This is a genomic window from Streptomyces sp. LMG1-1-1.1 (genome assembly GCF_040815545.1).
Taxonomy (GTDB): Bacteria; Actinomycetota; Actinomycetes; order Streptomycetales; family Streptomycetaceae; genus Streptomyces.
The window spans coordinates 131,641-144,822 of record NZ_JBFPNH010000013.1; the positions used below are offsets into that span (position 1 = coordinate 131,641).

At 73.0% G+C, this 13,182-nt stretch carries 10 protein-coding genes; 7 read left to right on the top strand and 3 right to left on the bottom strand.

All coding sequences use genetic code 11. The annotated features are described in order from the left end of the window. Positions 1-5 precede the first annotated feature (5 nt). A complete protein-coding gene (gene hemG, locus MRBLMG1_RS05365; RefSeq protein ID WP_367821232.1) occupies positions 6-1,469 on the bottom strand; it encodes a protoporphyrinogen oxidase in 1,464 nt (487 codons plus the stop codon). Between the two features lie 193 nt (positions 1,470-1,662). Between hemG and MRBLMG1_RS05370 the strand changes: the two genes are divergently transcribed. Together MRBLMG1_RS05370 and MRBLMG1_RS05375 are read left to right on the top strand one after the other, a co-directional pair. After that, positions 1,663-2,724: a DUF4349 domain-containing protein gene (locus MRBLMG1_RS05370; protein ID WP_367821234.1), complete on the top strand. Its 1,062-nt coding sequence runs from the start codon at positions 1,663-1,665 to the stop codon at positions 2,722-2,724. A 9-nt stretch (positions 2,725-2,733) separates the two neighbouring features. After that, positions 2,734-4,107: an FAD-dependent oxidoreductase gene (locus MRBLMG1_RS05375; protein WP_367821236.1), complete on the top strand. Its 1,374-nt coding sequence runs from the start codon at positions 2,734-2,736 to the stop codon at positions 4,105-4,107. Between the two features lie 70 nt (positions 4,108-4,177). On the opposite strand, the gene hemE is transcribed toward MRBLMG1_RS05375, so the two are convergent. Next, positions 4,178-5,254 carry a uroporphyrinogen decarboxylase gene (gene hemE / locus MRBLMG1_RS05380; protein WP_414721490.1) on the bottom strand — a complete coding sequence of 359 codons (1,077 nt, stop codon included), beginning with the start codon at positions 5,252-5,254 and terminating at the stop codon, positions 4,178-4,180. A 91-nt stretch (positions 5,255-5,345) separates the two neighbouring features. On the opposite strand from hemE, the gene MRBLMG1_RS05385 reads away from it, so the two are divergent. The 3 genes from MRBLMG1_RS05385 (at position 5,346) to MRBLMG1_RS05395 (ending at position 8,331) form a co-directional block, all read left to right on the top strand. Beyond that, positions 5,346-6,038 carry a DUF3000 domain-containing protein gene (locus tag MRBLMG1_RS05385; protein WP_367821238.1) on the top strand — a complete coding sequence of 231 codons (693 nt, stop codon included), beginning with the start codon at positions 5,346-5,348 and terminating at the stop codon, positions 6,036-6,038. Positions 6,039-6,300: 262 nt separating this feature from the next. Further along, positions 6,301-6,966, top strand: coding sequence for a response regulator transcription factor (locus MRBLMG1_RS05390; protein ID WP_352024269.1), 666 nt, complete (start codon positions 6,301-6,303; stop codon positions 6,964-6,966). 81 nt (positions 6,967-7,047) lie between these two features. After that, positions 7,048-8,331: an HRDC domain-containing protein gene (locus MRBLMG1_RS05395; protein WP_367821240.1), complete on the top strand. Its 1,284-nt coding sequence runs from the start codon at positions 7,048-7,050 to the stop codon at positions 8,329-8,331. A gap of 54 nt (positions 8,332-8,385) precedes the next feature. On the opposite strand, the gene MRBLMG1_RS05400 is transcribed toward MRBLMG1_RS05395, so the two are convergent. After that, a complete protein-coding gene (locus MRBLMG1_RS05400; protein WP_367821242.1) occupies positions 8,386-9,513 on the bottom strand; it encodes an alpha/beta fold hydrolase in 1,128 nt (375 codons plus the stop codon). A 301-nt stretch (positions 9,514-9,814) separates the two neighbouring features. Between MRBLMG1_RS05400 and MRBLMG1_RS05405 the strand changes: the two genes are divergently transcribed. Together MRBLMG1_RS05405 and MRBLMG1_RS05410 are read left to right on the top strand one after the other, a co-directional pair. Continuing rightward, positions 9,815-11,029 carry a thiolase family protein gene (locus tag MRBLMG1_RS05405; protein ID WP_367821244.1) on the top strand — a complete coding sequence of 405 codons (1,215 nt, stop codon included), beginning with the start codon at positions 9,815-9,817 and terminating at the stop codon, positions 11,027-11,029. Then, positions 11,026-13,164 carry a 3-hydroxyacyl-CoA dehydrogenase NAD-binding domain-containing protein gene (locus MRBLMG1_RS05410; RefSeq protein WP_367821245.1) on the top strand — a complete coding sequence of 713 codons (2,139 nt, stop codon included), beginning with the start codon at positions 11,026-11,028 and terminating at the stop codon, positions 13,162-13,164. Before MRBLMG1_RS05405 ends, MRBLMG1_RS05410 begins: the two co-directional genes overlap by 4 nt. The last annotated feature ends 18 nt before the right edge of the window (positions 13,165-13,182 follow it).

The following is a 13,182-nucleotide window of genomic DNA, read 5'->3' on the forward strand; positions in this document are numbered from 1 at the left end:
GCCCGTCACGAGGAGTGCCCCGCACCGGGGTCGGTCCTTCGCGACGTGGCGATGATCTCGTCCGCGATCTCGTCCGCCGCGCGGTGGGCCGAGGCGACGCAGGCGGGGATGCCGACGCCGTCGTACGCGGCTCCCGCGATCCGCAGTCCGGGAAGGGCTTCGAGCGCCCCGCGGACGCGTGCGACGCGGTCCAGGTGGCCGACCGGGTACTGGGGCAGGCCGCCGATCCAGCGGGTGACGGTGGTGGCGACGGGGCGGGCGGTGAGCCCGGTGGCGGCGGCCAGGTCCTTGACGGAGGCGGCGACGAGGTCGGCGTCCTCGCGGTGGACCTGCGCCTCCTCGCCGTGGCGGCCGACGGAGGTGCGCAGCACGAACAGGTCGGGGGCGGAGTCGGCGACCCAGTTCCACTTCCGGCTGGAGAAGGTGGAGGCCTTGATCGTGTGGCCGTCGACGGGCGGGACGAGGAACCCGGAGCCGGGCAGGTCCGGCACCTCGGAGCGGCGGAACGCGAGGGTGACCAGGGCCATCGAGGCGTACTCGATCCCGTCGAGCTCGGCGGCGGCGTCCGGGGCGTGGCCGCCGAGGAGTCCGGCCGCGACGCCGGCGGGGGTGGCGAGGACGACGGCGTCGGCCTCGAACGCCCGGTCGCGGGTGACGACCTGCCAGCCGGTGGCGCCGGAGCGGACGAGCGCCGTGACGGGCGTGCCGGTGAGGATCTCGCCGCCGGCGGCGCGGATCGCGTCGGCGACCGCGCCGGGCAGGGTGCCGACGCCGCCGTCGAGCCCGAGGAACACCGCGCCGCCGAGACCGGTGGCGGCGCCCGCCGCGTCGGCGGGGACGGCCGCGCCGGCCTGCTGCACGGCGCGGACGGCCGCGGTGAGGGTGGGGTGGACGCGGGCGGCCTCGAACAGGGCGGGCACGGCCGCCTTCATCGAGATCCGGTGGGCGTCACCGGCGTACACCCCGCCGAGGAGGGGTTCGACGAGCCGGTCGACGACCTCGTGGCCCATGCGCTCGGCGACGTACGCGCCGATGGCGACGTCCTCGCCGATCTCGGTCGGCGGCAGTTCCAGGTCGCGGTCGATCCGGCGCAGGCCCTCCGGGGAGACGAGCCCCTCGACGGCGCGCGCGTCGCCGGGGACGCCCATCACATGGCCCTTGGGCATGGGGGTCAGCTCGCCGCGGGACCAGACGGAGGCGGTGGTGGTGCCCGGGGCCTGGAGCCGGTCGCCGAGGCCGACGGCGCGGGCCAGGGCGACCGCCTCGGGACGGCGGGCGAGCAGCGACTCGGCACCGAGGTCGACGGGCGCGCCCGCGATCTCGCCGGCGAGGAGCTTGCCGCCGACCCGGTCACCCGCTTCGAGGAGGGTCACCCGGTGGCCGGCGAGGGCCAGCCGGTGGGCGGCCGCGAGTCCGGCGATACCGCCTCCGGCGACGACGACATGGGATCCCGTGGTGTCCGCGTTCATGGGACCACTCTCTCAAATCGCCCGTCTCCGGCGGACCGCCGTCCGCCTGTCGGCCGTCCGGGGCCGGGCGCCGTCCGCCGCTCCCGTTCCGAGGCCGGACCGTGACCGCATCGCTACCGTCCGAGGGCAACCCGTTCCGCCCGCCCGTACGTCCAACCGCCGGCACTCACCCACGAAACCCCCGGGGGGACTCATGCGGAGCGTACGAACGACGGCGAGAACGCGGACGACGGCACGGCCGGGGACGGCGGTGCGGGCCAGGACCGTGGCGGCGGCGCTGCTCACGGCGGCGCTGGTGCTGACCGGCTGCGGCGCCGGAGGGAGCGCGGACTCGGGCGGCGACGAGAAGTCGGACGTGAGCGCGGCGCGGCCCGCCGACGGGGCGGCGGCGGGCGCGGACAGGAGCGGCGCCGTCGACGGCTCGTCGGGCGCCCAGAAGCCCGCGCAGCAGACGCCCGCGCGGCCGCAGCACGTCATCCGGACCGCCTCGCTGTCCGTGGAGGTCGCGGACGTGCCGAAGGCGCTGGCCACGGCCCGGCGGGTGACGGCGGGCGCGGGCGGGCGGGTCGAGAACGAGGCCACGGAGCGCGTCGACGACGCGTACGTCACCTCCCAGGTCGTGCTGCGGGTGCCGCAGGAGCGGTACGACTCCGTCCTCACCGAGCTGGCGGGCACGGGCAAGCTCCTCTCCCGCAAGGCCGACGCCAAGGACGTCACCGACCAGGTGGTCGACGTGGAGAGCCGGATCGCCACCCAGCGTGCCAGCGTGGCGCGGGTGCGGGCGCTGATGCAGCGGGCGGAGCGGCTGGCCGACGTCGTGACCCTGGAGGGCGAGCTGAGCCGCCGCCAGGCCGACCTGGAGTCGCTCCTCGCCCAGCAGGCCTCGCTGAAGGACCGGACGACGCTCGCGACGATCACCCTCGAACTCGTGGAGAAGGCGAAGCCGTCGGCCGCGCCCGAGGAGGGCCGCCCCGGCTTCGGGGACGCCCTGAGCGGCGGCTGGAACGCCCTGGTCGGCGCGGTGACCTGGGTCGGCATCGTCCTGGCGGCGCTCGCGCCCTGGCTCGCGGCGGCCCTGATCGTCTTCGTCCTCTGGCGCCGGCTGGTGCGGCCCCGCCTCGCCGCCCGCGCGGCCCGGCGCCCCGCGCCCGTTCCCGTGCCGGGGGCCCGGGTGGAGCGGAACGCGGCGGGAGCGGTGGCGAACGCGGCCGGGGTGACCCCGGTGGCCGAGCCTCCGGAGGCCCCCGAGAAGTAGCTTCTCCCCATGAGCGAACGACTGGTGGTCATCGGTGGCGACGCGGCGGGCATGTCCGCCGCGTCGCAGGCGCGCAGGCTCAGGTCCGGCGGGGAGTTGGAGATCGTCGCCTTCGAGCGCGGTCACTTCTCCTCGTACTCGGCCTGTGGCATCCCCTACTGGGTCGGCGGTGACGTCGCCGGGGCGGCGGAGCTGATCGCCCGCTCCCCGGAGGAGCACCGGGCCCGGGACATCGATCTGCGGATGCGGACCGAGGTGACGGCGATCGACGTGCCGGGGCAGCGGGTCCTGGCCCGGGACCTGGAGGCGGGCACGGAGTCCTGGACGGGCTTCGACAAGCTGGTGATCGCGACCGGCGCGCGTCCGGCGCGCCCGCCGATTCCGGGCATCGACGCGCCCGGGGTGCACGGGGTGCAGACCCTGGACGACGGCCGGGCCCTGCTCGACTCGCTGGCGCGGACGCCGGGGCGGCGCGCGGTGGTCGTCGGCGCCGGCTACATCGGGGTGGAGATGGCCGAGGCGCTGCTCGCCCGGGGCTACGAGGTGACGGTGCTGACCCGGGGCGAGCAGCCGATGGCGACCCTCGACCCCGACATGGGCCGGCTCGTGCACCGGGCGATGGACGGGCTCGGGATCAGGACGGTCGTCTCGGCCGCGGTGACGAAGGTCCTCACCGGTGACGACGGCCGGGTGCGGGCGGTGGCGACGGACGCGGCCGAGTACCCGGCGGACCTGGTCGTCCTGGGCACGGGCGTGGTGCCGGAGACGTCGCTCGCGCGGTCGGCGGGGCTGCCACTCGGCACGTCCGGCGGGCTCCTCACCGATCTGGCGATGCGGGTGCGCGGCCACGGGAACATCTGGGCGGGCGGTGACTGCGTGGAGGTCCTCGACCTGGTGTCGGGCCGGGAGCGCTACGTGCCCCTGGGGACGCACGCGAACAAGCACGGCCAGGTCATCGGGGCGAACGTGGGGGGCGACTACGCGACGTTCCCCGGGGTGGTGGGGACGGCCGTGTCGAAGGTCTGCGACCTGGAGATCGCCCGGACGGGCCTGCGGGAGAAGGACGCCCGCGAGGTGGGGCTGCGGTACGTGACGGTGACGATCGAGTCGACCAGTCGCGCGGGCTACTACCCGGGCGCCGCGCCGATGACGGTGAAGATGCTGGCCGAGCGGCGTACGGGGCGGCTGCTCGGGGTGCAGATCGTGGGCCGGGAGGGCGCGGCGAAGCGGGTGGACATCGCGGCGGTGGCGCTGACGGCGCGGATGACCGTGGAGTCGATGACGGCCCTCGACCTGGGGTACGCGCCGCCGTTCTCGCCGGTGTGGGACCCGGTCCTGGTCGCGGCCCGCAAGGCGACGGCGGCGGTCCGCGCGGCGGGCTGAGCGGGGAACGGCGACGGCCGCCGGGAGTCTCCCCCGGCGGCCGTCGCCGTCGTGTGTGCCGGTCCGCGGGTCAGACGGCCGTCCGCGTGTGCACGTACTCGACGAGGCGGCTCAGGGCGTCCGGGTCCATCGCCGGCATGACGCCGTGGCCCAGGTTGAAGACGTGTCCCTCCAGGTCCTTCGCGGCGGCGAGGACCTCGTCGGTCTTGGCCTCCACCACGTCCCGCGAGGCGAAGAGCACGGCCGGGTCCAGGTTGCCCTGGAGCGCCTTGCCGGGGCCGACGCGGCGGGCGGCCTCGTCGAGCGGGACGCGCCAGTCGACGCCGACGACGTCCGCGCCGGCCTCGCCCATGAGGCCGAGGAGCTCGCCCGTGCCGACGCCGAAGTGGATGCGCGGGACGCCGTAGCCGGCGACCGCGTCGAACACCTTCACGGAGGCCGGCATCACCGAGCGGCGGTAGTCGGCGGGGGCGAGGGCGCCGACCCAGGAGTCGAAGAGCTGGACGGCGGAGGCGCCGGCCTCGATCTGGACCTTGAGGAAGGCCGAGGTGATCTCCGCGAGGCGGTCGAGCAGGTCGGCCCAGAGCTGCGGGTCGCCGTACATGAGCGCCTTGGTGTGCTCGTGGCTGCGCGAGGGGCCGCCCTCGACGAGGTAGCTCGCGAGGGTGAACGGCGCGCCGGCGAAGCCGATGAGCGGGGTGTCGCCGAGCTCGGCGGTGAGCATCCCGATGGCCTCGGTGACGTAGTGGACGTCCTCGGGCGTGAGGTCGCGCAGCCGGGCGAGGTCGGCGCGGGTGCGGATCGGGTCGGCGACGACGGGGCCGACGCCGGGCTTGATGTCGAGGTCGATCCCGATGGCCTTGAGGGGGACGACGATGTCGCTGAAGTAGATCGCGGCGTCGACCTTGTGGCGGCGCACCGGCTGGAGCGTGATCTCGGTGACCAGCTCGGGCCGCATGCACGACTCGAGCATGGGGATGCCCTCGCGGACCTTCAGGTACTCGGGGAGGGAGCGCCCGGCCTGTCGCATGAACCAGACGGGCGTGTGCGGCACGGGCTCGCGCCGGCATGCCTTGAGGAACGCGGAGTCGTACGTCCGCGACTGCTGCTTCGACTGCTGGCCCTGCGGGCTGTCCATGGCACTCACGCCCAGAATCTTCGCATGTGGCGGGAAGCCGCTCGTCCGGGCCGGGTGTCCCTCCCTGCGCAGAGGCCCCGTTCCGCCTACTCTTCCCCGCATGGCTGCGGCTCAGGGACATTTTTCCGATCATTCCGACGGCGATCGAGGGACGGACGAAACGGCGGACAGTACGGAGGCGAACCCGGTTCCACCCGCGTTCCGGCGGGCGGTGGAGGCGTTGCGCTCGGCGCGACTGCGGTCCGAGATCGAGATCGACCCGACCAGGCCCCCGCAGCGCCTGGCCCCTTACGCGTACGCGGTGGAGGCGGCCGTCGTGGACGGCGAGGACGACCTGGCGGACGGGCGGCTCGTGCTGCTGCACGATCCGGACGGCCACGAGGCCTGGAAGGGCACGTTCCGGCTGGTGACGCTGGTGCGGGCGGAGCTGGAGCCGGAGATGGCCGCGGACCCGCTGCTGCCGGAGGTCTGCTGGTCCTGGCTGACCGGGGCCATGGAGGCGCGGGGGCTCGCGTACGGGGAGGCGAGCGGGACCGTGACCATGGCCGGCTCGCACTACTTCGGCGGTCTGGCGGACCGCAGGCCGGCGACCCAGATCGAGATCCGGGCGTCCTGGACGCCGCGCGAGGGTCTCGCGGGGGTGCCGGACACGGCGGCGCACCTGGCGGCCTGGTGCGATCTGCTCTGCCAGATCGCGGGGCTTCCGCCCGCTCCGGCGGATCCGGGCGCGGGGACGGTGGCGGGCGCGGGGGTCGTCTCGCTGCCCCAGCGGCGGGGGCCGCAGCAGGCCTGAGGGGGCTTTCCGGGAGGCGCGCCGGGCCGTTCGGAAGGACGCCCCGGTACTCCCTCGTGGGGGTGACGGGGCGAGGGCCGCTCGTAGGATGATCGATCATGCGTCCGAATTGCCCTAATTGTTACTCACCAAATCGTGATCTTTCCCTAAAGGCGGACGGCCCACCTGCCGAAGGAGTCAGTGACCCCTTCACAGCACGGGTTCACCCCCGGCTTCTTCCCCGAGCCGGCTCCGTCCCGCACCCTTCCCCCCAGGAGGCCTGGTGTCCGTTCTCCTCGAGCAGCCCGCAAGCCTGGTCGCCTACCGCCCGAACAAGCCGACGGCCATGGTCGTCGTGGCCGACCCGCGCGTCCGCTCCACCGTGACCCGCCACCTGTGGGCCCTCGGAGTACGTGACGTGATCGAGGCTTCGTCCATCGCGGAGGCCCGTCCCCGCGTCGGCAACCCACGCGACATCTGCGTTGCCGACGTCCATCTGCCCGACGGCAGCGGTCTCACGCTGCTGTCCGAGACCCGCGCCGCGGGCTGGCCCAACGGCCTCGCCCTCTCGGCCGCCGACGACATCGGCGCCGTACGCAACGCCCTGGCGGGCGGCGTGAAGGGCTATGTCGTCACCGGCACCCGGACCAACATCGGTCACCCGACCCGACCCGGCGCCGCCCCCATCGGCGCCACGGCCGCACGGCTCGGCCACCGCCGCCCCCCGGGTGCTCCGAGCCACCCGGGCGGCTACCGCGAGCTCTCCGGCCGTGAGGTCGAGGTGCTCCGGCTCGTCGCGGAGGGCCAGTCGAACAAGGCGATCGGCGTCTCCATGGGCCTCTCCGCCCTCACCGTGAAGAGCCACCTCGCCCGCATCGCCCGCAAGCTGGGCACCGGCGACCGCGCCGGCATGGTCGCGGTGGCCCTGCGGACCGGGATCATCCACTGACGAGTGCTCGACGAGAAGCCGGCGCCTGTCGACGGAACGTTCCGTCGACAGGCGCTTGCCGTTCACCGATACCCTTGACAGGTGACCGACGCCCAAGAGACCGCAGCAGACACAGCACTGCGCACCACCGGGGGCGGCCCCCCGGACGACGATGTCCCTGCGAATGGGCTTCCGATCCCGTTGCTGGAGCCCCGCGAGGGGATTCCGCCCGTCGTCGAGACGGAGGACGCCCTCGCCGAGGTGATCGCCGCCTTCGCCGCCGCGACCGGCCCCGTGGCCGTGGACGCCGAGCGCGCGTCCGGCTACCGCTACGGGCAGCGCGCCTATCTCGTCCAGCTCCGGCGCGAGGGCGCGGGCACCGCGCTCATCGACCCCGTCGGCTGTCCCGACCTGTCGGGCCTCGGCGACGCGCTCGCCGGCACCGAGTGGATCCTGCACGCCGCCACCCAGGACCTGCCGTGCCTGCGCGACATAGGCATGCTTCCCACCTCGCTCTTCGACACCGAGCTGGCCGGTCGGCTCGCGGGCTTCCCGCGGGTCGGCCTCGGCGCGATGGTCGAGTCCGTCCTCGGCTACGCCCTGGAGAAGGGCCACTCCGCCGTCGACTGGTCCACCCGCCCGCTGCCCGAGCCCTGGCTGCGTTACGCGGCGCTCGACGTCGAGCTCCTCGTCGACCTGCGCGACGCGCTGGAGAAGGAGCTCGACCGGCAGGGCAAGCTGGAGTGGGCCCTCCAGGAGTTCGACGCCATCGCCTCCGCCCCGCCCGCGCCGCCCCGCAAGGACCCGTGGCGCCGGACCTCCGGCATGCACAAGGTGCGCCGCCGCCGCCAGATGGCGGTCGTGCGCGAGCTGTGGACGGCCCGTGACAAGGTCGCCCAGCGCCGCGACGTCTCCCCCGGCAAGGTCCTCAGCGACGCGGCCATCGTCGAGGCGGCGCTCGCCGTCCCGGTGAACGTCGCCGCGCTGACCGCCCTGCCCGGTTTCGGCAACCGAATGGGACGCCGCCAGCTGGAGCAGTGGCAGGCCGCGGTCGACCGCGCCCGCGCACTGCCCGAGAGCGAGCTGCCCCAGCCGGGCCAGCAGGTCGCCGGCCCGCCGCCGCCCCGCGCCTGGGCCGACAAGGACCCGGCCGCCGCCGCCCGCCTCGCGGCGGCCCGCACGGCCGTCTCGGCCCTCGCCGAGGAGCTGAACCTCCCCCAGGAGAACCTGATCACCCCCGACACCGTGCGCCGGGTCTGCTGGGAGCCCCCGTCCCCGGGCACCCCGGACACGGTCGCGGCGGCGCTGAGCGGGTACGGCGCCCGCCCCTGGCAGGTGGAACTGGTGACCCCGCTGCTCGTGGGGGCGCTGACGGCGAGCGCGTGACCCTGACGGAACAAGAGCCCCCGGTGCCTCTCCAGGCACCGGGGCTCCGTCGTCCTACGGGGCCGGGCTGAGGTTGCCGTCGGTGTCCATGTCGAAGACGCCCTGGGTCTTGCCGTCGACCTTGAGGTGCCCCAGCCAGTGCTTCGAGAGGTTGTGCACGTTCTTGTGCTGCATCTCCCAGACCACCGAGTGCCCGGCGCAGGCCAGCTTGACCATCAGCTTGTGGGAGCCCGTGACGGCGTCGTAGAGCGCGGGGACCGAGAAGTTGAGCTCCGGGTCGGTGCTGGGCGGTGACGTGTTCACCTGGGTGTCGTGGTCCCCGTACACGATCAGCACGGGCACGCTTCCGCCGAGGACACCGCCCTGCGCCGCGGTCGTCTTGTTCCAGCCCCACCGCACGAAGTTCCGGATCCGGTTGAGGCCCTCCGGCGGCCCCCATGTCCTTCCCTTCGCGTCGTTCTCCATCATCGCGGCCCACGCCCTCTCGACCATGCCGGGTTCACGCTGGTCCGCGCAGGCCAGTTCCGTGTTCCACCCCGACTCCAGGCCCCATCTCGTGCCCAGGAACATCGGGAAGCCGGGCCTCGGCAGCACGGTCGGCGGGGTCGACGTGCCCTCGGGCGGGAAGACCGGCGCCAGCAGGAACAGGCTCTCCACCTTGGTGGGGTTGTTCACCGCGTACGGACCCATCGTGATCGCCGCGGCGGACCAGCCGATGAAGGCGACCTTGTCCACGTGGCGCTCCTTGCGGATCCACTCCACGACGGCGTTCAGCTCGTCCCGGTCGCTGTTCGAGTTGTTCAGCTGGAACGCGTAGTCCACCGGGCCGGGGGTGAAGCCCGGTGGCCTCGGCTTCAGGAGGTTCTGGTTGGCGGGGCTGGCGTTGCGCGGCTCGTCCATCTTGGGACGCGGTGACCGTCCGGAGCCCTGGAGGTCCATCATGAAGACGTCGTAGCCGGCCTTGGCCAGGTGCTCCGCCCAGCCGTAGGAGGTGTGCTGGAGATCGAAGCCCGCGAGCACCGGAACGCTCCGGCCGTGCAGCATCAGAACCGCCTTGCGCGCCGGGAGGAGCCCCAGGGACGTGCCGTCCCGCTCCCGCACGAAGAGCTTGACGGGCTCGTCCTTGTTCGCGGGGACGGTGGACTTGTGGGGGACCTCGTGGTCCTTGGTGACGATCGGCATGGGTATCCTCCGTGCGCTCGGTCCGGGGCCTCGCGCCCCGGCCGTGCCAGCCTCTGCCCGAGGGGCGCCCGGCGCCCACGGCTCCGCCGCCGGCCTGGGCCCATCGGGTTGCGGAACCCTCCGATCGGACGGGCGCGCGGAGGGGGCGCACAGGTTCGGTGGCGGTGCGCGGGATGTGACCTTCGCCGCTTGGGCCCCAGGGGCTGGGCAGCTTGGTTACCCACAAGTAGCATGGGTGGAGCAAGCGCACGCTTAGCGTGTGCCGCAGCAGTGCCATCCCGCACCCTGGAGGAGAGCCATCGTGCCTCGTACCGTCAGGGACGTCGTCTTCGTCGACGGCGTCCGCACCCCGTTCGGCAAGGCGGGCCCGAAGGGCATCTACCACGAGACCCGCGCCGACGACCTCGTCGTCAAGGCCATCCGGGAGCTGCTGCGCCGCAACCCCGGCCTGGACCCCGCGAAGATCGACGAGGTCGCCATCGCCGCGACCACGCAGATCGGTGACCAGGGTCTGACCCTCGGCCGTACGGCGGGCATCCTCGCCGGGCTGCCGCAGTCGGTGCCGGGCTACTCCATCGACCGCATGTGCGCCGGCGCCCTCACGGCCGTGACCAGCGTCGCCGGTTCGATCGCCTTCGGCGCCTACGACGCCGTCATCGCCGGTGGCGTCGAGCACATGGGCCGCCACCCCATGGGCGAGGGCGTCGACCCGAACCCGCGGTTCGTCAGCGAGAAGCTGGTCGACGAGTCCGCCCTGTTCATGGGCATGACCGCCGAGAACCTGCACGACCGCTACCCGAGCATCACCAAGCAGCGCGCCGACGAGTACGCCGTGCGCTCGCAGGAGAAGGCCGCCAAGGCGTACGCCGACGGCAAGATCCAGCAGGACCTGGTGCCGATCTCGGTCCGCCGCACCGACGCCTCCACCGGCGAGACCGGCTGGGGCCTGGTCACCGCCGACGAGCCGATGCGCCCGGGCACCACCCTGGAGTCGCTGGCCAACCTGAAGACGCCGTTCCGCGTCCACGGCAACGTCACCGCAGGCAACGCGGCCGGCCTGAACGACGGCGCCACCGCCTCGATCATCGCCTCCGAGGACTTCGCCCGCGAGCACGACCTCCCGGTGAAGATGCGCCTCGTCTCGTACGCCTTCGCCGGCGTCGAGCCCGAGGTCATGGGCTACGGCCCGATCCCGGCGACCGAGAAGGCCCTCGCCAAGGCCGGTCTGTCGATCGAGGACATCGACCTCTTCGAGATCAACGAGGCCTTCGCGGTCCAGGTGCTCGCGTTCCTGGAGCACTACGGCATCGCCGACGACGACGCCCGCGTCAACCAGTACGGCGGCGCCATCGCCTACGGTCACCCGCTCGCCTCCTCCGGCGTCCGTCTGATGACGCAGCTGGCCCGCCAGTTCGAGGAGAACCCGCAGGTCCGCTACGGCCTCAACACGATGTGCGTCGGCTTCGGCATGGGCGCCACGGTCATCTGGGAAAACCCCCACTGGGAGGGCAAGTGAGCACCACCGCCGAGCTTCTGAAGGGCGCCGCGGAGCTCTTCCCCGACGAGGTCGTCACCAGCGCCCACGTACGGCACTTCGAACTGCCCGCGGGTGCGGGCCGGTTCGCGCTGATCACGCTGGACAACGGCTTCGACCACACCAAGCCGACCACCTTCGGCCCGCAGTCCCTCGCCAACCTGAACGCGGCGATCGACCAGGTCGAGGCCGAGGCCGCGAACGGTGAGATCACCGGCGTCGGCCTCACCGGCAAGCCGTTCATCTTCGCCGTCGGCGCCGACCTCAAGGGCGTCGAGCTGCTGAAGAAGCACGACGAGGCGCTCGCCATCGGCAAGGGCGGCCACGACGTCTTCAAGCGCCTGTCCGCGCTCGCCGTGCCGACCTTCGCGTACTACAACGGCGCGGCCATGGGCGGCGGCGTCGAGGTCGGTCTGCACTGCACCTACCGCACCGTGTCGAAGGCCCTGCCGGCCTTCTCGCTGCCCGAGGTCTTCCTCGGCCTGGTGCCCGGCTGGGGCGGCTGCGCGATCCTGCCGAACCTGATCGGCGCGGAGAAGGCCGTCTCGGTCATCATCGAGAACTCGCTGAACCAGAACCGCCAGCTCAAGGGCAAGCAGGTCTTCGAGCTCGGCATCGCCGACGCGCTGTTCGAGGGCGCGGACTTCCTGGAGCAGTCGCTGATCTGGACGGCCTCCGTCCTGAACGGCTCCGTGACCGTCGAGCGCCCCGAGGTCGACCGCGGCGAGGCCTGGGACCAGGCCGTCGCCAAGGGCCGTCTCGTCGCCGACTCCAAGGTGCACGGCGCCGCCCCGGCCGCCTACCGCGCCCTCGACATCATCGAGGCCGCCAAGGACGGGGACCTGCAGAAGGGCTTCGACGCTGAGGACCAGGCCCTCGCGGACCTGATCATGGGCGGCGAGCTGCGCTCCGGCATCTACGCCTTCAACCTGGTGCAGAAGCGCGGCAAGCGCCCCGCCGGCGCGCCGGACAAGTCGCTGGCCCGCCCGGTCACCAAGGTCGGTGTCGTCGGCGCCGGTCTGATGGCCTCCCAGCTGGCCCTGCTCTTCCTGCGCCGCCTCGAGGTGCCGGTCGTCCTGACCGACATCGACCAGGAGCGCGTCGACAAGGGCGTGGGCTACGTCCACGCCGAGATCGAGAAGCTGCTCGGCAAGGGCCGTATCAACCAGGACAAGGCCAACCGCCTCAAGGGCCTGGTCTCCGGTGTCCTGGACAAGGCCGCGGGCTTCGCGGACGCGGACTTCATCATCGAGGCCGTGTTCGAGGAGATGTCCGTCAAGCAGAAGGTGTTCGCGGAGGTCGAGGCGGTCGCCCCGGCGCACGCGATCCTCGCCACCAACACCTCCTCGCTGTCCGTCTCGGAGATGGCCTCCCAGCTCCAGCACCCGGAGCGCGTGGTCGGCTTCCACTTCTTCAACCCGGTCGCGATCCTCCCGCTCCTGGAGATCGTCCGCGGCGAGAAGACGGACGACGCCTCGCTGGCCACCGCGTTCGGTGTCGCCAAGAAGCTGAAGAAGACCGCGGTCCTCACCAAGGACGCCCCGGCGTTCGTCGTGAACCGCATCCTGACCCGCTTCATGGGCGAGATCCAGAACGTCATCGACGAGGGCACCTCGGTCGAGACGGCCGAGAAGGCCATCGAGCCGCTCGGTCTGCCGATGTCCCCGCTGGTGCTCCTGGAGCTCGTGGGCCCGGCCATCGGTCTGCACGTCTCCGAGACCCTGAACCGCTCCTTCCCGGAGCGCTTCACCGTCTCGCCGAACCTCAAGCGCGTCGTCGAGGCCGGCAAGCGCGGCTTCTACGTCTACAACGCCGAGAACGGCTTCAAGCCGGAGCTCGACCCGGAGGTCGCCGCCCTCCTCGTCCAGGGCGACTCCGTCCTGACCGAGGAGCAGGTCCGCGACCGCGTCCTGGACGCGGTGGCGCAGGAGATCGGCCTGATGCTGGAGGAGGGTGTCGTCGCCGAGGCGCAGGACATCGACCTCTGCCTGATCACCGGTGCGGGCTGGCCCTTCCACCTGGGCGGCATCACGCCGTACCTGGACCGTGAGGGCGTCTCCGAGCGCGTCAACGGCAAGCGTTTCCTCGCCCAGGGCGTGGCGAGCGTCCCGGCGTAACACCGCGGGACGTACGCG

Coding starts and splice junctions, on each gene's coding strand:
- hemG (WP_367821232.1), bottom strand. CDS start 1,469: ATGAACGCGGACACCACGGGATCCCATGTCGTCGTCGCCGGAGGCGGT.
- MRBLMG1_RS05370 (WP_367821234.1), top strand. CDS start 1,663: ATGCGGAGCGTACGAACGACGGCGAGAACGCGGACGACGGCACGGCCG.
- MRBLMG1_RS05375 (WP_367821236.1), top strand. CDS start 2,734: ATGAGCGAACGACTGGTGGTCATCGGTGGCGACGCGGCGGGCATGTCC.
- MRBLMG1_RS05385 (WP_367821238.1), top strand. CDS start 5,346: ATGGCTGCGGCTCAGGGACATTTTTCCGATCATTCCGACGGCGATCGA.
- MRBLMG1_RS05400 (WP_367821242.1), bottom strand. CDS start 9,513: ATGCCGATCGTCACCAAGGACCACGAGGTCCCCCACAAGTCCACCGTC.